Raw genomic sequence first — 21,939 nt, 5'->3', positions numbered from 1 at the left:
TCATGGCAGCACCGCCGGGACCGTCGACCCGTAGCCGTCGCGGGCGATCGTGAAGCTCTGCGTGTACGAGCCGGGGGCGAGCCGGTGCTCGACGCGTCGGACGTACCACAGGCCGTCGTGCGACCAGCCGGCCCCGCGCACGCCGACGAGCCCGCGAGGTCGGAGCACCCCCCGGTAGCGGGCGCCGTCGAGCTGCCCCTCGCCGACCACCGCGTCGGCCCGACGGTCCACCTCCGCCTGGGCGCGCGCGATCGTGCTGACGGGGGAGGACCCGGACTGCTCGACGAGCCGGATCCGCGTGTCGCCCGCGTTCGTGGCCCACAGCGGCATCGCCGAGAGCGGGATCCGCAGCGGCGGCACGGTGCGCACCGGCAGGTCGGTGTTGGTGCGTGCGTCCTGGTCGCGGCCCTGCACCTGCACGGGCGACAACGCGTCGAGGCGGAACGTCGGCGGCGACGTGACGTTCGTGTACGGCGGCTGGTCGATCGTGATCGCGGGCTGCGGCACGCCGACCCGGACCGGTGGCCCCCAGTAGAACGTGCTGGTCGCGGGTGCGGGGCCGGGGATCGCGTAGGTGACGTACCCGTGCCGCTCGGCCATGTCGACGAGCTGCTGCAGGTCGGTGGAGCGCTGCTGCGGGACCCGCTCGATCGGCAGCGGGGGATCCATGTCCATCGGCGGGAGCGCCATCGGGATCACGCCGTGCGCCGCGTACGGCGCGAGGATCGCGAGCACCTGCGGGTAGTCGTCGAGCGGGCGCTCGCGGTTGACCTCCTCCTTGTCGAGCAGCCACGAGACGTCCTCGCCGGTGATCACGAGCTCGGCACCGCCCGCCGCCTGACCGGGGGTGAGCTCGACCTGCGTGACGAACCCGTCGGCGAGCACCGTCGGGATCGCGCCGACGGTCAGCAGCAGGCTCACACGCGCGCCGGGGCGCAGCGGCGACGTCGTGAGCATCGGCAGGTCGAACGCGGCACCCGGTCCCGAGCGCCCGGCGTCGAACGTCAGCGTGAACGCGGAGCGCTCGGTGTCGGTCTCGCGGACGGTGGCCGAGCGGAGCCGCCCGGCGAGCGGTCCGGGCAGCGGGAGCGGGACCGTCGGGCCGGCGAGGACGGTCAGGTGCGTGCCGAGGGACGCCACGTCAGGCCTCCGGGGTCGGCACCGTGAGGACGACGCCCGGTGCGGCGGTGAGCTCCTGCGGGTCCAGGGCGGCGTTCGCGTCGGCCACGCGCCAGGACGCGAGCGGGTCGCCGAGGTAGCGGGAGGCGATCAGGTCGAGCCGGTCGTCGTCCGCGACGCGGTGGTGGGCGAGCGGCGGGAGCGTCGGCGTCGCAGGTGGCCGCCGCCGGCGCAGGTAGCGGACCTCGCGCGTGCCGCCGATCCCGTCGGGCACCTCGGTGGTCGCGACGTCGACGTCGTCGTACCGACCCGGACCGGTCACGTCAGCCTCCCAGGGCGACGGTCGCGGACACCGCACCGCTCACGCCGGCGATCGACGCGGTGGTCTCCTTGAGGACCTGGTGCACGAGGAACAGCGCGTAGCCGGGGTCGGTGGCGGGCAGGTCCGAGTACGTGAGCACGCGCACTCCGAGCTCGACGCTCGCGCGGATCGGTGTGAGCGCCGTGTCGAACGCCTGCTCGGTGATCGTCAACGACTCGACCATCACCGGGACGGCTCGGCCCGGTCCCCACACGAGGACGGTGAGCGGGCTCTCGGGCGGCAGAACCTCGATCGTGCCGGCGAGCAGCAGGCCGGTGTTGACGATCACCTGGGCGACGCTCGGGTAGAGCAGCATCTCGAGGGCGGAGAGCTGGGGGAGCACGCCGAGGCTCGCGGCCAGGGGGTCACCGGTCTCGAGCCCGTCGGTCGCGTCGAGCTCGACCGTCATGGTGACGGTCTCCTGCGGTGCCCCCCAGATCCGGTGCGTGTCGGTCGCCTGGGCGCCGCCACCGCTCGCCCCGCCGCTCGAGGCGCGGGGGCGCAAGGTGCGGGTGACCGAGTCGGGGTTGTACTGGAAGACCACGATGCGCGAGAGCGGGCTCAACGGGTCGACGGCGACGATCGCGCCGCGCAGCGTGCGAGGACTTCCCGGGTAACCGCCCATGGCCGGATCGTCGCTGCGGTCGCGTCACTCGACCGTCACAGGCACGTCACACGCAATCGGGCATATCGACGCCCCGACCGGCGCAGATACAAGGGACCAACGTCTCCTGTTGCGCGATGCCCCGTGGTTCGGGATGGTGGGCACCCGGGCACCCGTCCGCAGCACGTCAGGGGGTGGACCTCATGGAAAGTGCTCAGGTCGTCGACCTTCGTCCCCGCGCGTCGACGGGGTCGCGTCGACGCGTGACCTTGCTGGGTGGCTTCCGCCTCACGGTCGACGGCGAGGACCTGACCGTCCCGGCGAGCACCCAGCGGATCATCTCCCTGCTCGCGCTCCGGGGCCGGTGCGGGCGGAGCCGGCTCGCGGGCTCGCTGTGGCCGGAGACCACCGAGCTCCGTGCGCTCGCGAGCCTGCGCACCGCGATCTGGCGGGCCAACCAGACGGCACCCGGGCTGCTGGTCTCCGGCCACGACTCCCTCGACCTGGCGCCGGACGTCGAGGTCGACGTCGCGCGTCTGGTGCGGACCGCTCACGACGTCATGGACGGTCGCGCGAGCCTCCTGCTCGACGCCCCCGGGCTGCAGTACGTCGAGGGGGACCTGCTGCCGGACTGGAACGACGAGTGGCTCGTGATCGACCGGGAGCGACTGCGCCAGCTGCGGCTGCACGTCCTCGAGACGTTGGCGTCGCAGCTGGCCACGCAGGGGATGTACGGGATGGCGATGGAGGCCGCGCTCGCGGCCCTGCGCGCCGACGCGCTGCGGGAGAGCGCGCACCGCGCGGTGATCCGCATCCACCTGGCCGAGGGCAACCGCGCCGAGGCCCGGCACGCCTACGACGAGTGCTGCGAGGTCCTGACCCGCGAGACCGGCCTCGGCCCCTCCGCCGAAACCCTCCGCCTCTCCGTCAACTGGAGCGATCCGCGCGCGACACGCGGGCGTGTCGCGCCGGATCGCTCCAGTTGACGGAGGTCGGGGGCGATGGTCGCGGGTGAGGGCGTGAACCGGGAGTGCATCGCGCGGGTACGGGGGGACGTGCAGGGTGTCGGGTTCCGGTGGTGGGCGCGCGACCAGCTCGGCCGGCTGGGGCTGACCGGGTCGGCGACGAACCTCATGGACGGCAGCGTCGAGGTGGTGGCTCGCGGGGACTCGGCGGCGCTCGACCGGTTCGTGGGCTCGTTGCGCGGCCCGCGCACCCCCGGAGCCGTCGAGTCGGTCGAGGTCCACTACCGCGACCTCCCCTGACCCCGCCCCTCGTCAAGTGGAGCGAAGTGCGACGACACGCGAGCGTGTCTGTCGCACTTCGCTCCACTTGACGGACGGGGTGCGGGGGTGGCGGCGAAGATGCGGGACTTTCGTCCCAGGCGGGGTGAAGCGAGTCGCTCTACGTTTCGAACGTGACTGATTCAACTGCCATTGAAATGAATGAACCGGTCGAGCCGCCGCGCGAGCCCGTCCCGGCGCCGATGTCGGCGTCGGCAGCGGTGCCGGCCGACGGTGCTGCGGCGGTGGCCGGAGCGCCGGCGGCGGCTGTGCCCGCAGCGGCCGTGCCCGCGGCAGCCGTGCCCGCAGCGGCCGTGCCCGCGGCAGCCGTGCCCGCGGCAGCCGTGCCCGCGGCAACCGCGCCCGCGGCGACGGCCGCCTCACGCATCCGCTCGCTCCACCCGGGATGGTTCGCCTCGGTCATGGGGACGGCGATCGTCGCCGTCGCGACGTACCAGAACCCCGGGAACGTGTCCGGCCTGGTCGGGGTCGCGCACGCGGTCGGGATCGCGTTCTCGGTGGTCGCCTACGCCCTCGGGGTCGCGCTCACCGTGGCGTTCGCGATCCGGTGGGCGCGGCACTCCGACGCGTCGCTCGCGGACCTGCGCCACCCGGTGCTCGGCGCGATGCACGGCACGCTCCCCGGGGGCCTGCTGGTCCTGGCGGTGATGACCTCGGCGGTCGGTACGGCCTACCTGCCGGAGCAGTTCGCCGTCGGCCTCATCGCGGTGCTCGCCGTCGTCGGGATCGCGATCGCCCTGGTCCTCAGCGTCGCGTTCAGCATCACGTTGTTCAGCGGCCGACCGCCCGCCGAGGCGGTCAACGGCGGCTGGCTGATCCCGCCGGTGGTGACGATCATCATCCCGATGGTGCTGGTACCCCTGATGCCCCATGTCAGCTCGGGCAACGCGCGGCTGCTGCTCGCACTCGGGTATGCGGCGCTCGGGATGGGGTTCCTGCTCTACCTGTTCGTCATGGGCCTGCTGCACGACCGACTCGTGCTGCACCCGTTGCCCCCGTCGGCCCTCGCGCCGTCGCTGTGGATCGGTCTGGGGCCGATCGGCGTCGCCGTCCTGGCGTCGCTCGCGCTCGCCCGGGCCGGTCACACCCTGTTCGGTCCGACGGCGACGTCGGTGAGCATGATCAGCCTGCTGATCGCGACGGCGCTGTGGGGTTTCGGTCTGTGGTGGTACGCGGCGGCGGCGACGTTGCTGGTGCGGTACCTGCGGGCCGGGCGGCTGCCGTTCCACCTCGGGTGGTGGGGGTTCACCTTCCCGCTCGGCGCGTTCACGGTGGCCACCCTCAACGTGGCGCGCGCGTGGGAGGCGCCGGTGATCGAGGTCGTCGGGGTCCTGCTGTTCGCGTCGCTGATCGGGTTCTGGGCGGTCGTCGCGACCCGGACCGTGCAGGCGACGGCCTCGGGCGAGGTCTGGGACCGCTGAGCTGAGCCCGGGCGGGTCCGGAGGCGCCCTTGACGTCTGATTAGATGTCCATCTAAATTGACGGGCATCTAATCAGGCGTCGACGCGAAGGAGTGGCCATGACCGTCCCCGTCGTCGGCGCTCGCGGGGGCAGGGCCTCCGGAGCCGCCACCCGTCCCGAGATCGACGACCACCAGCCCGGGTGCCTCCCGCTCGACGGAGAGTCGGGCCCCGTCGTGGTGGGGGACCACGCGATGGGTGCCGAACCCGCCGCCCACGTGGCCGCGACCCTCAAGGCGCTGGCCGACCCGCTCCGTCTCCGGATCCTCTCGTTGATCTCGAGCAGCCCCACCGGTGAGGCGTGCGTGTGCGACATCGCCAGCGTCGCCGAGGTCACCGCCCCGACCGTCTCCCACCACCTCAAGGTCCTCAAGGAGGTCGGCGTCCTCGAGTCCGAGCGCCGCGGGACGTGGGTGTTCTACCGCATCACCCCGTCCGCACGACGGGCCGTGACCACGCTGCTCGAGGCCTTCGCCCCGGCGACGATGGCCGACGGCGTCCCGCACCCGACCGGCCTGGTGGACGCCGACGCGACGCTCGACCGGATCGCGGCAGCGCTCGCGAGCCGCTACCCGACCGTCGACCCGGGCCTCGTGACCCATCTCGTGCGTGAGTCGTACGCCTCCCTCGCCCGCGGCGCCGGCGTGCGCGCCCACCTCGTCGCGACCGCCGAGGCGTTCGCGCGGCAGCGACTCGACGACCTCGTCCGCGTGGCTGAGCCCGCCGCAGGCCCGCGTCCGCCTCAGGTGCTCTTCGTCTGCGTCGCGAACGCCGGCAGGTCCCAGCTCGCCGCCGCGCTGATGCGTGCCCGCGCGGGGGACGCGGTCGTCGTGCGGTCCGCGGGCTCGGCCCCCGCCGACGACGTCCACGCCGCCGTCCAGACCCTGCTCGACGAGATCGACGACTCGGGCGAGACGCCCTTCCCCAAGCCGCTGACCGACGACGCGGTCCGGGCGGCCGACGTCGTCGTCACGATGGGCTGCGGCGACGTGTGCCCGGTCCTGCCCGGCAAGCGGTACGAGGACTGGGCCGTCGGGGATCCCGCGCTCGCCTCGCCCGACGGCGTTCGCGCGATCCGGGACGAGATCGACCGGCGGGTCCAGACGCTCCTCGCGGAGCTGCTGCGGCCCGGGCCGGATCCCGACCGATCCCGCGCCCGACCTGACCTGCCCTGACCTGCCCTGACCTGCCCTGCCCCGCCCGACGCCCGCTCACCCCGCTCGACCCGACGCTGAACCGCCACCCACCCAGCCACCGCCCCGGAGGAACCACGATGACCGAGACCACCACCCGACCGAGCGCCCTGTTCGTCTGCGTCCACAACGCCGGGAGGTCGCAGATGGCCGCCGGGTTCCTCACCGCGCTGTCCGGCGGGGCCGTCGAGGTCCGGTCTGCCGGGTCGCTCCCGGCCGACCAGATCAACCCCGTCGCCGTCGAGGCGATGCTCGAGGTCGGCGTCGACATCCGGGACCAGCAGCCCAAGGTGCTGACCACCGAGGCCGTGCAGGCGTCCGACGTCGTCATCACGATGGGCTGCGGCGACGTGTGCCCGATCTTCCCCGGCAAGCGCTACGAGGACTGGGCGCTCGACGACCCGGCGGGTCAGGGCATCGAGTCCGTGCGGCCGATCCGCGACGAGATCCGGGTGCGGGTCCTCGCGCTGCTCGACGAGCTCGGGGTCCCGGCGGTCGGTTGACCCTCCCTCGCACGGCGCACCGGTGCCGAACCCGCTTCCGTGGCGGAACCGTTACCGGTGCGGCGTGGCCGACGGCGTCGCGACGGTGACATGGACGCCCTTCCCGCGGAGCCGGACGACGTCCTCGTCGCGCGTCCGGGAGTCGACGATCACGTGATCGAACTCGGTCAGGTCGACGAGCCCGTACAGCGCCCGCTTCTCGAACTTCGTGTGGTCGGCAAGCAGGATCCGGGCCGCGGAGACATCGAACATCGCGTGCTTGGTGCTGACGGTCTCCTGGCTCTGGTGGAAGCAGCGGTCGTCGGTGATCGCGGCGGTCGACATCACGAACACGTCGGCGCGGAGCTGCTCGATGGCCGTCGTGGTCATCTGCCCCATGAACGAGCTGCACCAGTTGTGGTAGAAGCCGCCGAGCGCCACGAGTGAGATCCCACGGGTGTTGTTGAGCTCGTTGATGATGGTCAGGCAGTTCGTGATGACCGTCAGCGGGGCCCTCTCGTGCAGGAGCCGTGCGAGCTGCAGCACCGTGGTCGAGTCGTCCAGGAACACCGCCTGGCCGGGCTCGATGAACTCCAGCGCCGCCTGCGCCACCTCCAGCTTCGCGGCGTGCTGCTGGCCGGCGCGGAACACGTCGCTCGACTCGACGAGGCTCGACGAGAGCGCGGTCGCGACGCCGCGGGACTTGCGGAGCAGACCTCGCGACTCGAGCTCGTCGAGGTCGCGATGAACGGTCATCAGGCTGATGTCGAACCGCTCGGCGAGCTGCTCGATCCGTACGCTGCCCGCGGTCATCACGGCCTCGGAGATCGCGCGTTGGCGCACGGCCTGGCGGGACTCGTGGCTCTTCTGGGTGGAGTTCTCTGCACTCACGGCTCTCCCAATCTCGACGCCGGCGACTGCCCCTCGGCCAGTGCATCGACGCACGAGGCTAGCACCGGGTCCGGCCGCGTCCCTGGGGTTCCGGGAGGTGCGTGCGGCGCGGGTGCCGGCGTCCGTCGTGCCCTCCGTCGACGTTGAGGGAGTCTTGACACCTCTCAAAATGCGATGTTAGATTTCACATCGCCAGCCACCAAGATAACAGAGTCGTAACACGACGTCAGCCCCCCCAGGCCGAGTCGGTGACATGGCGAACTGTACGAGCACCACCCGCACCGTCGTGGTCGGGAGCCAGGCCCCGCAGTCAGTCGAACCTCAACGTGGAGGTGATTTGCCCCGCTCTGCCGCCCGCCCGCGATCACCTCGTGACGCGTGGGCGCCGGCATCCCCCAGCACCGCGGCACGTCCGCGAAGGAGCCCGCTCCGACCGAGGCAGCACCTCGGTTCCTGATCGTCCACAGCGGCGTCCGATCTGACCCCCTCACTTCCCCCGAGACCGGACGTCTCCCCCCGTCGACGCCCCCGTCGACCCCGTCACCTCACTCTCCCAAGGAGAAGGACATGCGCAAGAACAGAGCCATCGCGGTCATCGGAGCCGCTGCCGCCCTCGCCATGGCGGTCGCCGCCTGCTCAGGGCCGGCGGGCAGCAGCTCGAGCGGAACCGGCGGCACGACCAACAAGCTGCTCGGGATCGTCTCGATCACCGCGAACGAGGCCGGCAACGCGCTGGCCATCAAGGGGGCCACGGAGGCCGCCGAGAAGGCTGGCTGGAAGGTCGAGGTCGTCGACGCGCAGGGGAACGCCGACACCGCGAACGCCGCGTTCCGGAACTTCGCGAACAAGAAGGCCGGGATGATCTTCGACCTGGTCTTCCCTGCGTCCTCGCTCGGTGCCGGTCTGGCAGCAGCCAAGTCCGCCGGCATCCCGGTCGCCTCCTGGGGCGGTGGCCCCGGCGACGGCATCGTGATGTCGACCGGCGACGGCGGCCCGTTCGCGACGACGACCACCGAGGCCCTCGCGAAGGACATGGGCGGGAAGGGCGACGTGCTCGCGCTGACCTACCACGGCGGTCAGGTCTGCATCGACCGTGAGGCGGCGTTCGACAAGGTCATCGAGCAGAACCCGGGCATCAAGGTGACCAAGCAGGAGGTCCGGATCCCCGGGTTCCTCCAGGACGGCGCGAACTACGCGACCGCCTGGCTCGGCAGCCACCCCAAGGACTCCGGGAACCTGGCCATCTGGGGCTGCTGGGACGACCCGACGCTCGGGGCGATCTCCGCTCTCAAGCAGCTCGGACGCACCGACGTGAAGACGTACGGCGTCGCCGGCTCGGTGACCGCGATCAAGGCGGTCCAGGACGGCAGCATGACCGCCACCACGTACGAGGACGGCGCCGCCGAGGGCAAGGCCATGTTCGAGACGACCCTCGAGGCGATCGACGCGGGTTCCAGCTGGAGCGCCAAGGTCGTCGACGTCCCGGGCATCTTGATCAACAAGGACACCATCGACCAGTTCCTGACGGACCACCCCGGGATCCTCGGGTAGTCGCAGGACGACGCGCGAAGGGCTGTGCAGAGCATGGAGGCATCGGTGCACCGGAGTCATGAGGCCTCGGGCGACAGGCCGCTGATCAGGATCGACGGCGTCAGCAAGAGCTTCGGCGGGGTCAACGCGCTGAGCGACGTGTCGTTCGAGATCCGACCGGGTGTGGTGCATGGGCTGGTCGGCGCCAACGGCGCCGGCAAGTCCACGCTCATCCGGTGCCTTGCCGGCGTCGGGACGCCGGACTCCGGTCGCATCGAGGTCGACGGGGAGGCGGTCGCGATCGACAACCCCGACGACGCGACCGCCCTCGGCCTCGCGTTCATCCACCAGGAGATGAGCCTGATCCCGGGGTGGGACGTCCTGCGCAACATGGCGCTGGGGATCACCCCCACCACCCACCTGGGCGTCATCGACTGGCGGCCGACCGGGCAGCGTGCCCGGGAGGTCGCCGAGCTCCTCGGGTTCGAGTTCGGGCTGCTGACCAACGTCGACACGTTGAGCACCGCGGACCAGTGGCTCGTCCTGATCGGTCGCGCGCTCATGCACGACGCCCGGCTGATCGCGATGGACGAGCCGACCGCGTCGCTCTCCTCGGTCGAGGCGGAACGCCTGCACGCGATCATCCGCGACCTCGCGGCCAAGGGGACGGCGGTCCTGTTCGTCTCCCACCGGCTGGACGAGGTCTCGGACCTCTGCCAGGACATCACGGTGTTCAAGGACGGCATGGTCACCAAGCGTGTCGTCGGCGAGACCGTGACCAAGGCCGAGCTGGTGCGGGCGATCGTCGGCAAGGACCTCGTCATCCCCGAGCACGGGCTGGAGCCGGGCCCCGCCGGCCGGCCCGTGCTCGAGGTCAAGGGCATCAGTGACGAGAAGCTGCTCCGGGACGTGTCCCTGACGGTCCACGCAGGCGAGATCGTCGGGCTCGGCGGGCTGGTCGGTGCCGGCCGGACGGAGCTCGTGAAGATCGTCTACGGCGCCGCTCGCGCGACGGCGGGCGAGGTGTGGCTCGACGGCAGGAAGACGCGGTTCCACCACCCGGAGGACGCGGTCCGGGCCGGCATCGGCCTGGTGCCCGAGGAGCGCCGGTCGGAGGGTCTCTTCCTCGACCGGACCATCGACTTCAACATCAACATCGCGGGGGTCGACGCGCTCGTGCGCTCGCGCTTCTGGCCGCTGCTGCGGCTGCGCGAGGCGCGGCGACGTGCCCAGCGCGTGGCGGACCTCGTCACGGTCAAGGCGTCGGACGTCGGCCAGATCGTCGGCTCGCTCTCCGGAGGGAACCAGCAGAAGGTCGTCATCGCGCGTTGGCTCGTCACCCCGCCGCGCCTCCTCATCCTGGACGAGCCGTCGCGAGGCGTGGACGTGGGCGCCCGCGCCGAGGTGCACCAGGTGATCAGGGAGCTCGCAGCCCGCGGCACCGCGGTCCTCGCGGTGTCCTCCGACAACGAAGAGCTCGTCGGGCTCTGCGACCGCGTCGTCGTGATGACCGAGGGCCGGGTGACCGGCGAGCTGAGCGGCGCCTCGATCACGATCGACCACATCGTCCACCGGAGCTTCGGCCACGAGAAAGTGAAGGTAGTGCAGTCATGAGCACCGATACCGCGGTCCGGCCTCGGCCGACCCTCACGCATCGACCTGCGGGTCGGCGGCGGGCCCTGATGATCCTGTCGAAGTACGGCACGCTCTTCGCGATGGCGCTCCTCGTGCTGATCTTCAGCGTCGCCGCCCCGAACGCCGTCTTCCTGAGCCGGGACAACCTGCTCAACATCGTCAACCAATCGACGCTCACCGCGATCATCGCGGCCGGGCTGACGATCGTGCTGGTGGTCGGTGAGTTCGACATGAGCATCGGGTACACGGCGAGCCTCGCCGGCGTCCTCGTGACCGGTCTGATCGCCAACCAGGGCGTGAGCCTCGTCCTCGCGATCCTCCTGACCATCGCCGCCGCCGGCACCGTCGGGACCGTCAACGGCCTGCTCGTCACGAAGGCCAGGGTCAACGCCGTCGTCGCCACTCTCGGTGTGGGGACGGTGGTCGTCGGGCTGAGCTTCGGCTACACGGCCGGTACCCCGATCCTCCAGGTGCCCAAGGAGTTCACGAACCTCACCCTCGGGCACTTCCTCGGGCTCTCGAACCCGATCTGGTACATGGCGATCGTCCTCACGCTGCTGTGGGTCATCCTCAACCGCACCCCGTTGGGCCAGCGCATCCAGGCCGTGGGTGCGAACGCGAACGCTGCCCGGCTCGCCGGTATCCGGACCGACCGGGCCAAGATCTCCGCCTTCGTCATCACCGGGCTGTGCGCGGGTCTCACCGGGATCCTGCTGGCCTCCCTGCTGGGAAGCGGCACGGTCAGCGCGGCCGACGGATACCTGCTGGATGCGTTCGCGGCGGTGTTCCTCGGTTCCGCGACGCTTCGCGACGGTGAGTTCCACATCGTCGGGACCCTGATCGGGGTGCTGCTCGTGAATGTCGGGTTCAACGGGCTCAGCCTGCTCGGGACGCCGGTGTTCTACCAGTACCTGTTCAAGGGCGGGATCCTCGTCGCGGCCGTCGCTCTCTCCACCATCGCCAGGAAATACGCACGGGCTTAGCCCCGCGCACCGTCATCGCCCCCCACGCTCGCGGACACAGCCGTCCGATGCATCAGAAACCGGAGGAGAAGTCGCATGGGAATCAAGATTCACCAGATCATCACAGGAGAGCTGGAGAACACGCTCGCCGGCCACCTGCTGAACTCGGGCAACCACCCGCACATCGACCCGGACTCGGTGCTCCCGTTCGGCTTCACCCGCGACCACGTGATGAACGACGGGACGCAGGCCCCCGGCGGCATGGTGCCGATCCCGGTGTGGCTGCTCGAGGGCACCGAGAAGACGATCCTGATCGACACGGGTCTCGGTGACCTCAAGGAGATCATGGACCTGATGGGCACGTACGGGGCCGACATGCTCGCGACGCGCTCCGAGGACCAGGACATCGTCGCCGGGCTCGCGGCCCACGGCGTCGCCCCCGAGGACGTCGACATCGTGGTGCTGTCGCACCTGCACTTCGACCACGTCGGGAACAACCACCTCTTCCCCAACGCCAAGTTCATCGTGCAGCGGGAAGAGGTCGTCCAGGGCCTGACGCCCCCGCGCTACACGCAGTTCTCCTACGCGGAGTACTCGCACCACATCGCCGACGTGGCGGACCGTATCGAGGTGATCGACGGCGACGCCCAGATCGACAAGGGCGTGCGACTGGTGAAGATCGGCGGGCACACCCCGGGGACGATGGTCGTCATGGTCACGACCGACCTCGGGACGGTGTGCCTCGCGGGCGACATCATGTACAACTACCGGAACCTCGAGCTCAACTGGCCCACCGGTTCCTTCTGGGACCTGCAGGACCTCATGAAGGGCTACGACCGCCTGCACATCGAGGCGGACATCATCATTCCCGGTCACGACTGGCAGTTCCGCGAGGAATTCCCGTCCGGAACCATCGGTTAGCCCGACCCGCAATGCCCGGCGTGGCATCAGACCGCCACGCCGGGCGTGCGGCGGCTTCTCACGACCACCTCGTCCGCGACGTCGCGTCAGTGGCGAGACCGGGCCCCGATCACTGCCGAGGAGGCTGTTGACGATGGCATACCTGTTCAACAACCCGACCCATTTTGCTGACGAGTTCACGGAAGGGTTCGCCGCCGCCTACCGCGACCGGGTACGGCAGGTCCCGGGTGGCGTGGTGCGCGCGAGCCGACCCGTGCCGGGGCACGTGGCGGTGGTCATCGGCGGCGGCTCCGGCCACTACCCGGCGTTCGCCGGGCTGGTCGGTGAGGGCCTGGCCCACGGCGCCGCGATGGGCAACCTGTTCGCGTCGCCGTCCGCGCAGCAGGTGTACTCGGTCGCCAAGGCCGCCCACAGCGGCGGCGGCGTCCTGCTGTGCTACGGGAACTACGCGGGTGACGTGCTGAACTTCACCCAGGCCCAGGAGCGGCTCAGGAGCGAGGGCATCGACGTCACGACGGTCGTGGTGACCGACGACGTCTCGAGCGCCTCCGTGGACGAGACCGCCAAGCGGCGCGGCATCGCGGGCGACCTCGTCGTCTTCAAGGCCGCCGGTGCGCTGGCCGACGCGGGCGCCTCGCTCGCGGAGGTCGCTGAGGTCGCGGCCCGTGCGAACGACCGGACGCGCTCGTTCGGCGTCGCGTTCACCGGGTGCACGCTCCCCGGGGCGTCGGCGCCGCTCTTCACGGTCCCGGCCGGCCGGATGGCCGTCGGGATGGGCATCCACGGCGAGCCCGGTGTCGGCGAGACGGACGTCCCGACCGCCGACGAGCTCGCCGAGCTGCTGGTGTCCCGCCTCCTCGACGAGCGTCACCCCGAGGCGGACGGCGCGAGCGGGAGCCGCGTGGTCGCGCTCCTCAACGGGCTCGGCGGGGTCAAGTACGAGGAGCTGTTCGTGGTGTTCCGCCGGGTGTCCGAGCTGCTCGAGGGCACCGGGCTCACCGTCGTCGAGCCGGAGGTGGGCGAGCTCGTCACGAGCTTCGAGATGGCAGGGGTGTCCCTCACCCTGGCCTGGCTCGACGACGACCTCGAGCGGCTGTGGCGTGCACCGGCGGACTCGCCGTCGTTCCGGAAGAACCTGGCCCCCACCCGGGCGGAGGCGGCCGACGTCCTGGTCGACGTGCCGGACGAGGCACCGACTGATCGGTGGGCCGCGTCGGAGGACTCCCGCGAGTCGGTGCCGTCGGTGCTGGCGAGCCTGGAGGCCGTCCGGACGGTGATCAACGACAACGTCGAGGAGCTCGGCAGGCTCGACGCGATCGCCGGGGACGGCGACCACGGCATCGGGATGCAGCGAGGTGTCGAGGCTGCGGTCCGCGCCGCGCGGGACGTCGCGTCGGACCAGGCGGGCGCGGGGACGGTCCTGAGCGCTGCCGGTGATGCCTGGGCCGACCGGGCCGGTGGCACGTCGGGCGCGCTGTGGGGGATCGTCCTGCGCGCACTCGGGTCGGCGCTCGGTGACGAGCAGCGTCCGGACGTGGGATCGGTCGCGACCGGCGTCGAGGCAGCGCTCGCCGAGGTCGTGCGCTTCGGCCGGGCGGAGATCGGCGACAAGACCCTGGTGGACGTCCTCGCGCCGTTCAGCGCGGCGCTGCGGGAGGCCGCGGACGGCGGCGCCCCCCTCGTCGAGGCCTGGGCGACCGCGAGCGGGCGGGCCGACGAGGCTGCGCGCAGCACGGCGGGGCTGACCCCGCGGATCGGCCGGGCGCGACCGCTGGCGGAACGCAGCATCGGTACGCCGGACCCCGGTGCGGTCTCGCTCGCGCTGGCGATCGGTGCGGTCAACGAGGTGCTGGCGACGGGTGAGGTGGCGCGATGAGCGACAAGCTACGGCTCGTGGTCGGGTCCGACGACGCGGGCTTCACGTACAAGGAGGCCCTCAAGGCGGACCTCGAGGCGAGCGAGCTCGTGGAGTCCGTCGTCGACGTCGGCGTCGACAAGGACAGCCACACGGAGTACCCGCGGATCGCGGTCGCTGCGGCCGAGATGATCAGCGCGGGCCTGGCGGACCGTGCCCTGCTGGTCTGCGGGACGGGTCTGGGTGTGGCGATCGCCGCGAACAAGGTGCGGGGGGTGCGCGCGGTCACCGCGCACGACAGCTTCTCGGTCGAGCGGGCCGTGCTCAGCAACAACGCGCAGGTCCTCACCTTCGGGCAGCGCGTCGTGGGCCTCGAGCTCGCACGCCGACTGGCGCGGGAGTGGTTGACGTACCGGTTCGACGAGACGTCCGCGTCGGCGGGCAAGGTGCAGATTCTTGCGGACTACGAGGGCGCCGGCTCGCCGGTGCCGGAGGTCACGCCGGAGTGCCGTTAGTCGCGATGACATGACAACGAGGTCGGAAGAGGTGGAGACGATGTTCGAGAAGGTCAAGGCGGCCATTGACGAGACGGGTGGGGTGCTGAGGCTCGACCCTGCGCTCGTCGCGCGCGACTGGTTGCCGCCCGGTCGCCGTCTGGGGCTCGCGGAGGAGGACTACGACCTCGGAGAGCGGGGATTCGTCTGCGAGCGCTGGCTCGGCTCGACGACGCACGCCGACAACCGGATCGGTCCCGACGACGAGGGGATCAGCTACATCCGGACCTCGGGCGAGCGGCTGAACCTGAAGGATGCGGTGGCGGCGGCCCCGGCGCTCGTCATGGGGACGGACTACGCCGCGACGCATGCGGACCTCGGCCGGCTGGCGAAGATCTTCGACTACGGCGCCCGGATCCCGTACCACATCCACCCGCCGACGGATCAGGCCGCGCTCGTCGGCCGGAACTCGAAGGACGAGGCGTACTGGTTCCCGCCGGACGTCGACATGGGCGCGCACCCGGAGTCGTTCTACGGGGTGCACCCGTGGATCGCGGAGGGCGACGGCGCCGAGGTGCTCCTTCCGTACCTCGAGGCGTGGGACGACGACGCGATCCTCAAGCACGCGTTCGCGTACCTCCAGGTTCCTGAGGAGGGGTTCCTGATCGAGTCGGGGATCCTCCACGCCCCGGGGACGGCGCTGACGATCGAGCTCCAGGAGGACGCCGACACGATGTCGATGTTCCAGGCGCTCAACGCCGGGAAGATCATCAGCAAGGAGATGCTCTACAAGGACGTCTCGGCCGAGGACCGTGAGGCGTTGCACGAGCGTGCGCTCATGCGCTGGGTCGACTGGAAGGCCAACGGCGACCCGCACTTCTACGACAACCGCGTCCTGATCCCGCGCACGTTCAAGGAGGCCGAAGGGGTCGACGAGGCGTGGGTGTTCTACGGGTCGCCGAAGTTCTCCGGGAAGCGGTTGCGGCTGGCGCCGGGTGCGAGTGTCGTGGACGTCGAGCGTGGTGTGCACAACCTGCTGGTCTGGCGTGGTGAGGGCACCGTCGCCGGGCACGCCGTGCGCGGCGGCACGCCGGGGGACGACGAGCTGCTGATCGTGCACGACAGGGCGGTCGAACCGGTGGAGATCGTCAACACCGGCGCGGAGGACCTGGTGCTGGTCAAGTTCTTCGGGCCGGACATCAACCCGGACGCACCGCGGGCCGGCCTGAAGCGGTAGGCCGCCCGGGTCCGTCGGACCATCGGCACCCGCAGCGAGCCGAGGCGCGGGGAGCCGGACGAGAACGGGGCCGGCGTGGAGAGGATCCTCTCCACGCCGGCCCCGTCGTCGTGTACGCGTCTCAGTACATGTCGGTGTACATGTCGGTGCGGCTCAGTGCGTGTCGGAGAGCCGCCGGAGACGGAAGTCGATCCGGTAGCTGACGCTCTCGCCCGGCTGCAGGATCGGCAGGTTCCCGTCGGCACGCGTCTGTGCGCGCCCGTGGACCCCGGCGCAGTTGGCGGGCTCGAGACCGAGCACGTTGGACCCCTCGCGGAAGAGGCTCCACTGGTACATGACCGGCAACGTGGCGAGGTCGAACCGCATCTCCAGCGCGATCCCCAGGCGGTGGTTCTCCAACGTCACGTCGCGGTGACCGGACCCGTCGAACGTGTGCAGGAAGACCCGTTCGGGGGCGTCGGGGGTCGGGGCGGTGATCGTGCTCGACGTCGCGAGCCCCTCGGCGGTCACGGGGTCGCGCGGCACGATCTCCTGCGACGGGATCGAGAGCACCGCACCCTCCTCGAGAAGCGGCCAGCCGAGGTTGACGTGGTACAGGATCATGTGGGGCTGCTCGCCCGGGCCCTCGTTGGTCACGACGTCGTCGACGGTGAAGGTGTCCGAGCCGATGGCCGAGCTCACCCGCCTGCGGAGCGTCAGGTTCTCGCCGTGCAGGGCGGACTGCTGCATGATCCCCTCGACGACGACGACCCCGTTCTCGGTGCTCGTCGTGATCATGCGGGCGGGGGCGGCGCTGATGCGGCCGTGCTGGCCGAAGTCCTTGCCCTCGTCGTGGCTCGGCGGTCCGAACGTGTCGAGGCCGCACGTGGTGAGGAACCCGCCGCCGAAGGTGCGCAGCCACTCGGCGCCCGAGGGGTTGTAGAAGGCCGGTGCGGCGATGCCGGCTCCGGTGAGCCAGGCGACGGGGATGCCGTCGACGCTCACCTGCCCGATGTCCAGACCGCGGTCCGGATGGAGCTCGACCTCGATGCCCGATCCGTTGACGAGTCGCAGGCGCCTGCTCCCGCGCGGCTCGCCCTCGCTCTCCACCAGGCTGTCGATGCGCGCCACCTGGGCGAGCGATCCCACTCTGCGCCGCACCTCAGCGAGCGGCCGTCCGAACACCTCGGTCATCGTCGTACCTTCCTGTCGTCACCGTACGGGGGCGTGGAGCGGCGTCGGCGGCACGGGGCTCGTGCCCCGCACCTCGGCCGCGAGGGAGACCAGCGAGAGGAATCCGTCGGCGTCCCAGGCGGAGCGGCCGACGAAGAGGCCGTCGACGGCGGGGACGGACAGCAGCTCGGCGGCGTTGGCGTGGTTGACGCTCCCGCCGTACAGGACGCCGCGGAGGTCCCGGCTGGTGCTGATCGCGGAGATGACGTCGGCGACGTCCTCGGCTCTCGCGGGGATGCCGGCGTCGCCGATGGCCCAGACCGGCTCGTAGGCGACCAGGACCTTGCGGGTGTCCTCGGCGGGGATGCCCGCGAACGCGGCGTCGACCTGGGCGAGCACGAACCGGAGAGCCTCGCCGCGGCTCCGCGTCTCCAGCCCCTCGCCGACGCACAGGAGCGGTATCAGTCCGGCGGCGAGCGCGGCGACGATCTTGAGGTTCACGCTGCGGTCGGTCTCGTTGAACAGCTCGCGTCGCTCGGAGTGGCCGATCTCGACGATCCCGGCCCCGGCGTCCTTGACCATGGTCATCGAGACCTCGCCGGTGTACGGCCCGTGGGGCGCCCAGTGGGCGTTCTGGGCGCCGACCCAGACGCCTGTCGCGGGGTCGAGCGTGGCACGGACCGTCGACAGCACGGTGTGCGGGGGGAGCACGAACGGCTGGACGGTGCCGGGCCACGTCGGGGCCCCGTTGAGCGTCTCGACGTAGGTGCGCGCCTCGTCGAGGGTCTTGTTCATCTTCCAGCTGGTGCCGATGTAGACGGTCACGCGTATCGTCCATCCTTCATCGGACGCGCCGGTCCGTGTCGCTCGTCGCGGCTCGGGCGTCGTCGTCCCGGGTCGCCTCCGTTGCGGTGCCACGCTGCCCGTCCCACCCTGTGCCTCTCTGCACTAGGTGTTAACAGCGTGTGATCTTGATGCAATCACGTGTGAAATCTAACGTTCCGCATGTGGGGTGTCAAGACCGGTGACCCCTGACCTGGCACGCTGGACCCATGGATCTGCGCATCTTCACCGAGCCCCAGCAGGGCGCCACCTACGACGACCTCCTCCGGGTGGCACAGGCCGCCGAGACCCTCGGCTACGACGGGTTCTTCCGGTCCGACCACTACCTCGTGATGGGCGACGGCGACGGCCTCCCCGGCCCGACCGACGCCTGGACGACCCTCGCCGGCCTTGCTCGCGAGACGTCGAGCATCCGGCTCGGCACCCTCGTGACCGCCGCGACGTTCCGCCACCCCGGAGTTCTCGCGATCCAGGTCGCGCAGGTCGACCAGATGTCCGGCGGCCGCATCGAGCTCGGGCTCGGGGCCGGCTGGTACGCAGCCGAGCACGCGGCCTACGGCATCCCGTTCCCCGAGAAGAGGTTCGGGCTGCTCACCGAGCAGCTCGAGATCGTCACCGGGCTGTGGGGCACCCCGCTGGGCGAGCGGTTCGACTTCCAGGGCGAGCACTACACGCTCGCCGACTCACCCGCCCTGCCGAAGCCGGTGCAGCGCAGCCCGCTCGACCCCGCGCGCGCCGGCGTCCCGGTGATCATCGGTGGCCGTGGTCCGCGTCGCACCCCGGCGCTCGCGGCCCGGTTCGGCGCCGAGTACAACGCGTCCTTCCCCCGATCGAGGACGTCCCGATGCTGTTCGGCCGGGTCCGCGCCGCGTGCGAGGAGATCGGACGGCCGGCGGACGACCTCGTGTACTCGGTGGCCCTCGTGCTGTGCGCGGGATCGGACGACGCCGAGGTGGCGCGCCGGGCCGCGGCGATCGGCCGCGAGCCGGAGGAGCTGCGCCGCAACGGTGTGGCGGGGACCGTCAGCGAGGTGGTCGACCGTCTCGCTGCGCTCGCCGAGGCGGGGACGCAGCGCGTGTACCTGCAGGTGCTCGACCTCGCGGACCTGGACCACCTGGCGCTCGTGGCGCAGGAGGTCGCTCCGCAGCTCGGCTGAGGGAGGACGACGCCACAGCCGACGGACGACGAGACCCGCCCGAGGGCTGCCGGGCGGGTCTCGTCGTGCGCGTCAGATGAAGAACGCGCCGTTCGACTCGTTCGTGTCGCCGAGGAAGGTCGCGACGCCACCCATCTCGACGCCGTCCATGAGGTCGCCGGGGGCGATCCCGAGCAGGTCCATCGTCATGGTGCACGCGACGAGGCGGACGCCGGCCTGCTGCGCGGAGACGATCAGCTCCGGCAGGCTCGGCACCTTGTTGTCGCGCATGATCTTCTTCATGAGGGCCGTCCCGCCGCCCAGCATGTTGAGGTTCGAGAGCTTGAGGTCGTCCGCGCCGGACGGCATCATCGCCTCGAACATCCGGTCCGTCGGCGACTTCGGCCGTGACGGCGGGTTGTCGCGACGCAGCGCGTTCAGTCCCCAGAACGTGAAGAACATCGAGACCTCGTCGCCCATCGCGACCGCGCCGTTGGCGATGATGAACGCCGCGAGCACCTTGTCCATCTCGCCCGAGAACACCACGAACGACTTCTTGTCCTTGAGGCGTGCCGCCGCGGCGGGGATCTGCCCGAACGGGCTGACGGCCGCGCCGCCCTTGCGGATCCGGGCCGCGTAGCCCGCTCCCTCGGGGGTCAGCGAGACGATCGTGTGCCCGTTGCGGGCGGCCCACGCCGGGGCGTCGAGCCGGAACCCGGAGTCGGACACGTGCGCGAGGATCTCGTCGCCCGGTGCGAGCGGCTTGATGTTCTCCTGCAGCTTCATGATCGGGCCGGGGCAGGCCAGACCGGTGCAGTCGAGGTCGACGAGCACCCCGGTCGCCTCGGCCGGGCCGGCGGGCTTCGAGGCGGCCTCGGCGTAGGAGATCACCGGCACCGGGGCGTCGATCTCGGTCGGCGCGACGTCGTGGTACGCCCGGAACGTCGCCATGCCCCCGGAGAGGGTCTTGACGTCGGTGAAGCCGCGCTGGACGAGGATCCGGTACGCGAGGTAGCTGCGGAACCCGACCGCGCAGTAGAGCCGGATCGGGGTGGACCGGTCCCAGTCGGCCTGCAGCCGGCGGAGCTCCTTGAGCGGCACGTTCTCCGCGCCGGGCAGGTGCCAGATGCCGAACTCGTCCGGGCCGCGGACGTCGATGATCCGGGCGCCCTCGGTGGCCTCGGGGTAGTCGCCCGCGTGCCACAGCTGGAGGTCGCCGCGCAGCGTGTTGGCAGCGACGAACCCGACCATGTTGACGGGGTCCTTCGCGGAGCCGAACGGCGGCGCGTAGGAGAGCTCGAGGTTCTCGAGGTCGTAGACGGTCATGCCGGCGCGCAGGGCCGTCGCGAGCACGTCGAGCCGCTTGTCGACGCCGTCGAACCCGGCGATCTGGGCGCCGAGGATCTTGCCGGTGTCGGGCGCGTAGAGGACCTTGACGTGCATCATCGCGGTGCCCGGGTAGTAGCCCGCGTGACCGTGCGGGTGCGTCTGGACCGCGGTGAACGGCACGCCGGCCGCCACGAGCTGCTTCTCGGAGGCACCGGTGCCGCCCGCGACCATGTCGAAGACCTTGACGACCGACGTGCCCTGGGTGGAGTCGAAGACCGTGTCGCGTCCGCACATGTTCTCGGCGGCGACCCGGCCCTGGCGGTTGGCCGGCCCGGCGAGCGGGATCAGCCACGTGTCCGGGAGGATCGTGTGCGCGACCTCGACGGCGTCGCCCGCCGCGTAGATGTCCGGGTCGGACGTCCGCATGTGCTTGTCGACCGTGATGCCGCCGCGCGGCCCGATCTCGAGCCCTGCCGCGACGGCGAGCTCGGTGCTCGGCCGCACACCGGCCGCCATCACGACGAGGTCGGTGTCGATCGACGTGTTGTCGCGGAGCTCGACGCGGATGCGGCCGTCAGGGCGCTGGGTGAACGCGGCGGCCGCCGTCTTGAGGTGCAACGGGATGCCGTGCGCCTCGAGGTAGTTCTCCATCGTGGTGGTGAGCTCGCGGTCGAGCGGCGGCATGATCTGGTCCGCCATCTCGACGATCTCGACGGAGACGCCGCGCTCGTGCAGGTTCTCCGCCATCTCGAGGCCGACGTAGCCGGCGCCGATCACGACCGCGTGCGTGATGCCGCCGGTGCGCTTCTTGCTGCCGTCGCCGTCCACGGCCGCCTTGATGAGGTCCATGTCGCCGATGCGGCGCAGCACGTGGATCTGGGGCAGGTCGATACCGGGGAGGTTCGGGCGGACCGGGTGGGCGCCGGGGGCGAGCGCGAGCTTGTCGTACGGCTCGTCGTACTCCTCGCCGGAGTCGAGGTCACGCGCGCGGACGGTCTTGGCGGCGCGATCGATGCTCAGCACCTCGACACCGACGCGCACGTCGATGTCCAGGGACTCGTGGAGGCTCTCGGGCGTCTGGAGCATGAGGCGGCTGCGCTCGGTGATGACCTCACCGATGTGGTACGGCAGCCCGCAGTTGGCGAACGAGACGTGGTGCCCGCGCTCGAACACGACGATGTCTGCGAACTCGTCCAGGCGACGCGCCCGGGCAGCAATCGACATGCCGGCCGCGACACCGCCGACGACGACGATCTTCATGATGGGGATTCCTGTCCTCGTGGATGATGGTCTCGACGGTACGAGAAGGGTGGTCTGACGCCGGGGGACGACCGTCCCATACCGGCTGGGGTATCCATGTGTCGTGCCTCACGCGCGCAGACCGACATCACCTTGAGGCCTACCATCGGGCGCACGGACGCGCCACCGGCCG

19 protein-coding genes and 1 pseudogene are annotated in these 21,939 nt (G+C 71.1%); 13 read left to right on the top strand and 7 right to left on the bottom strand.

The features are described 5' to 3' along the window. The 3 genes from LJB74_RS09110 to LJB74_RS09100 are packed head-to-tail and all read right to left on the bottom strand — an operon-like array spanning position 1 to position 2,105. On the bottom strand, positions 1-1,140 hold the full coding sequence (locus tag LJB74_RS09110) for a hypothetical protein (RefSeq protein ID WP_259308233.1): 1,140 nt from the start codon (positions 1,138-1,140) through the stop codon (positions 1-3). A 1-nt stretch (position 1,141) separates the two neighbouring features. Then, on the bottom strand, positions 1,142-1,441 hold the full coding sequence (locus LJB74_RS09105) for a hypothetical protein (protein WP_259308232.1): 300 nt from the start codon (positions 1,439-1,441) through the stop codon (positions 1,142-1,144). A gap of 1 nt (position 1,442) precedes the next feature. Continuing rightward, positions 1,443-2,105 (bottom strand): hypothetical protein, encoded by a 663-nt coding sequence (locus LJB74_RS09100; RefSeq protein ID WP_259308231.1) that lies wholly within the window; start codon positions 2,103-2,105, stop codon positions 1,443-1,445. A 242-nt stretch (positions 2,106-2,347) separates the two neighbouring features. On the opposite strand from LJB74_RS09100, the gene LJB74_RS09095 reads away from it, so the two are divergent. From LJB74_RS09095 to LJB74_RS09075, 5 genes are all read left to right on the top strand, one after another. Beyond that, positions 2,348-3,070, top strand: coding sequence for a BTAD domain-containing putative transcriptional regulator (locus LJB74_RS09095; protein WP_259308230.1), 723 nt, complete (start codon positions 2,348-2,350; stop codon positions 3,068-3,070). A gap of 15 nt (positions 3,071-3,085) precedes the next feature. After that, positions 3,086-3,349: an acylphosphatase gene (locus LJB74_RS09090; protein WP_259308229.1), complete on the top strand. Its 264-nt coding sequence runs from the start codon at positions 3,086-3,088 to the stop codon at positions 3,347-3,349. A 176-nt stretch (positions 3,350-3,525) separates the two neighbouring features. After that, a complete protein-coding gene (locus LJB74_RS09085; protein ID WP_259308228.1) occupies positions 3,526-4,809 on the top strand; it encodes a hypothetical protein in 1,284 nt (427 codons plus the stop codon). 233 nt (positions 4,810-5,042) lie between these two features. Further along, positions 5,043-6,023, top strand: a complete 981-nt coding sequence (locus LJB74_RS09080; RefSeq protein ID WP_259310321.1) for a metalloregulator ArsR/SmtB family transcription factor — start codon at positions 5,043-5,045, stop codon at positions 6,021-6,023. Positions 6,024-6,121: 98 nt separating this feature from the next. After that, positions 6,122-6,544: an arsenate reductase ArsC gene (locus tag LJB74_RS09075; RefSeq protein ID WP_259308227.1), complete on the top strand. Its 423-nt coding sequence runs from the start codon at positions 6,122-6,124 to the stop codon at positions 6,542-6,544. A 51-nt stretch (positions 6,545-6,595) separates the two neighbouring features. Here the strand turns inward: LJB74_RS09075 and LJB74_RS09070 are convergent, their stop codons facing one another. Further along, on the bottom strand, positions 6,596-7,414 hold the full coding sequence (locus LJB74_RS09070; protein WP_259308226.1) for a DeoR/GlpR family DNA-binding transcription regulator: 819 nt from the start codon (positions 7,412-7,414) through the stop codon (positions 6,596-6,598). Positions 7,415-7,981: 567 nt separating this feature from the next. Between LJB74_RS09070 and LJB74_RS09065 the strand changes: the two genes are divergently transcribed. The 7 genes from LJB74_RS09065 (at position 7,982) to LJB74_RS09035 (ending at position 16,048) form a co-directional block, all read left to right on the top strand. Next, the gene (locus LJB74_RS09065; protein WP_259308225.1) at positions 7,982-8,965 is read left to right on the top strand and encodes a sugar ABC transporter substrate-binding protein; all 984 of its coding nucleotides are present in this window, start codon (positions 7,982-7,984) and stop codon (positions 8,963-8,965) included. Between the two features lie 45 nt (positions 8,966-9,010). After that, positions 9,011-10,558, top strand: a complete 1,548-nt coding sequence (locus LJB74_RS09060; protein ID WP_259308224.1) for a sugar ABC transporter ATP-binding protein — start codon at positions 9,011-9,013, stop codon at positions 10,556-10,558. Next, a complete protein-coding gene (locus LJB74_RS09055; protein ID WP_259308223.1) occupies positions 10,555-11,562 on the top strand; it encodes an ABC transporter permease in 1,008 nt (335 codons plus the stop codon). The genes LJB74_RS09060 and LJB74_RS09055 overlap by 4 nt, the downstream gene beginning before the upstream one ends. 75 nt (positions 11,563-11,637) lie before the next feature. Continuing rightward, the gene (locus LJB74_RS09050) at positions 11,638-12,462 is read left to right on the top strand and encodes an N-acyl homoserine lactonase family protein (protein WP_259308222.1); all 825 of its coding nucleotides are present in this window, start codon (positions 11,638-11,640) and stop codon (positions 12,460-12,462) included. A gap of 133 nt (positions 12,463-12,595) precedes the next feature. Next, the gene (locus tag LJB74_RS09045) at positions 12,596-14,338 is read left to right on the top strand and encodes a dihydroxyacetone kinase family protein (RefSeq protein ID WP_259308221.1); all 1,743 of its coding nucleotides are present in this window, start codon (positions 12,596-12,598) and stop codon (positions 14,336-14,338) included. Next, entirely contained in the window at positions 14,335-14,832 is a 498-nt protein-coding gene (locus tag LJB74_RS09040) for a ribose-5-phosphate isomerase (protein WP_259308220.1), read from the top strand. The genes LJB74_RS09045 and LJB74_RS09040 overlap by 4 nt, the downstream gene beginning before the upstream one ends. A gap of 10 nt (positions 14,833-14,842) precedes the next feature. Continuing rightward, complete coding sequence (locus LJB74_RS09035) at positions 14,843-16,048, top strand: hypothetical protein (protein WP_259308219.1); 1,206 nt, start codon at positions 14,843-14,845, stop codon at positions 16,046-16,048. Between the two features lie 153 nt (positions 16,049-16,201). Here the strand turns inward: LJB74_RS09035 and LJB74_RS09030 are convergent, their stop codons facing one another. Next, positions 16,202-17,221 carry an aldose 1-epimerase family protein gene (locus tag LJB74_RS09030; protein WP_259308218.1) on the bottom strand — a complete coding sequence of 340 codons (1,020 nt, stop codon included), beginning with the start codon at positions 17,219-17,221 and terminating at the stop codon, positions 16,202-16,204. An 18-nt stretch (positions 17,222-17,239) separates the two neighbouring features. Then, positions 17,240-18,025 carry a triose-phosphate isomerase gene (locus LJB74_RS09025; protein ID WP_259308217.1) on the bottom strand — a complete coding sequence of 262 codons (786 nt, stop codon included), beginning with the start codon at positions 18,023-18,025 and terminating at the stop codon, positions 17,240-17,242. Between the two features lie 227 nt (positions 18,026-18,252). Between LJB74_RS09025 and LJB74_RS09020 the strand changes: the two are divergent. Next, positions 18,253-19,199, top strand: a pseudogene (locus LJB74_RS09020) (LLM class F420-dependent oxidoreductase). A 72-nt stretch (positions 19,200-19,271) separates the two neighbouring features. Here LJB74_RS09020 and LJB74_RS09015 read toward each other — a convergent pair. Further along, positions 19,272-21,767 carry an FAD-dependent oxidoreductase gene (locus tag LJB74_RS09015; protein ID WP_259308216.1) on the bottom strand — a complete coding sequence of 832 codons (2,496 nt, stop codon included), beginning with the start codon at positions 21,765-21,767 and terminating at the stop codon, positions 19,272-19,274. Positions 21,768-21,939 lie beyond the last annotated feature (172 nt).

This window comes from Cellulomonas sp. P24 (assembly GCF_024704385.1).
Taxonomy (GTDB): domain Bacteria; phylum Actinomycetota; class Actinomycetes; order Actinomycetales; family Cellulomonadaceae; genus JAJDFX01.
This window is presented reverse-complemented; position numbering and strand designations above follow the sequence as displayed.

Excerpts from the sequence above, each read along its gene's own strand:
- LJB74_RS09035 (WP_259308219.1), top strand. The coding sequence starts at position 14,843 with ATGACAACGAGGTCGGAAGAGGTGGAGACGATGTTCGAGAAGGTCAAG.
- LJB74_RS09065 (WP_259308225.1), top strand. The coding sequence starts at position 7,982 with ATGCGCAAGAACAGAGCCATCGCGGTCATCGGAGCCGCTGCCGCCCTC.
- LJB74_RS09055 (WP_259308223.1), top strand. The coding sequence starts at position 10,555 with ATGAGCACCGATACCGCGGTCCGGCCTCGGCCGACCCTCACGCATCGA.
- LJB74_RS09085 (WP_259308228.1), top strand. The coding sequence starts at position 3,526 with ATGAATGAACCGGTCGAGCCGCCGCGCGAGCCCGTCCCGGCGCCGATG.
- LJB74_RS09075 (WP_259308227.1), top strand. The coding sequence starts at position 6,122 with ATGACCGAGACCACCACCCGACCGAGCGCCCTGTTCGTCTGCGTCCAC.
- LJB74_RS09080 (WP_259310321.1), top strand. The coding sequence starts at position 5,043 with ATGGGTGCCGAACCCGCCGCCCACGTGGCCGCGACCCTCAAGGCGCTG.
- LJB74_RS09045 (WP_259308221.1), top strand. The coding sequence starts at position 12,596 with ATGGCATACCTGTTCAACAACCCGACCCATTTTGCTGACGAGTTCACG.
- LJB74_RS09090 (WP_259308229.1), top strand. The coding sequence starts at position 3,086 with ATGGTCGCGGGTGAGGGCGTGAACCGGGAGTGCATCGCGCGGGTACGG.
- LJB74_RS09040 (WP_259308220.1), top strand. The coding sequence starts at position 14,335 with ATGAGCGACAAGCTACGGCTCGTGGTCGGGTCCGACGACGCGGGCTTC.
- LJB74_RS09100 (WP_259308231.1), bottom strand. The coding sequence starts at position 2,105 with ATGGGCGGTTACCCGGGAAGTCCTCGCACGCTGCGCGGCGCGATCGTC.
- LJB74_RS09015 (WP_259308216.1), bottom strand. The coding sequence starts at position 21,767 with ATGAAGATCGTCGTCGTCGGCGGTGTCGCGGCCGGCATGTCGATTGCT.
- LJB74_RS09030 (WP_259308218.1), bottom strand. The coding sequence starts at position 17,221 with ATGACCGAGGTGTTCGGACGGCCGCTCGCTGAGGTGCGGCGCAGAGTG.
- LJB74_RS09050 (WP_259308222.1), top strand. The coding sequence starts at position 11,638 with ATGGGAATCAAGATTCACCAGATCATCACAGGAGAGCTGGAGAACACG.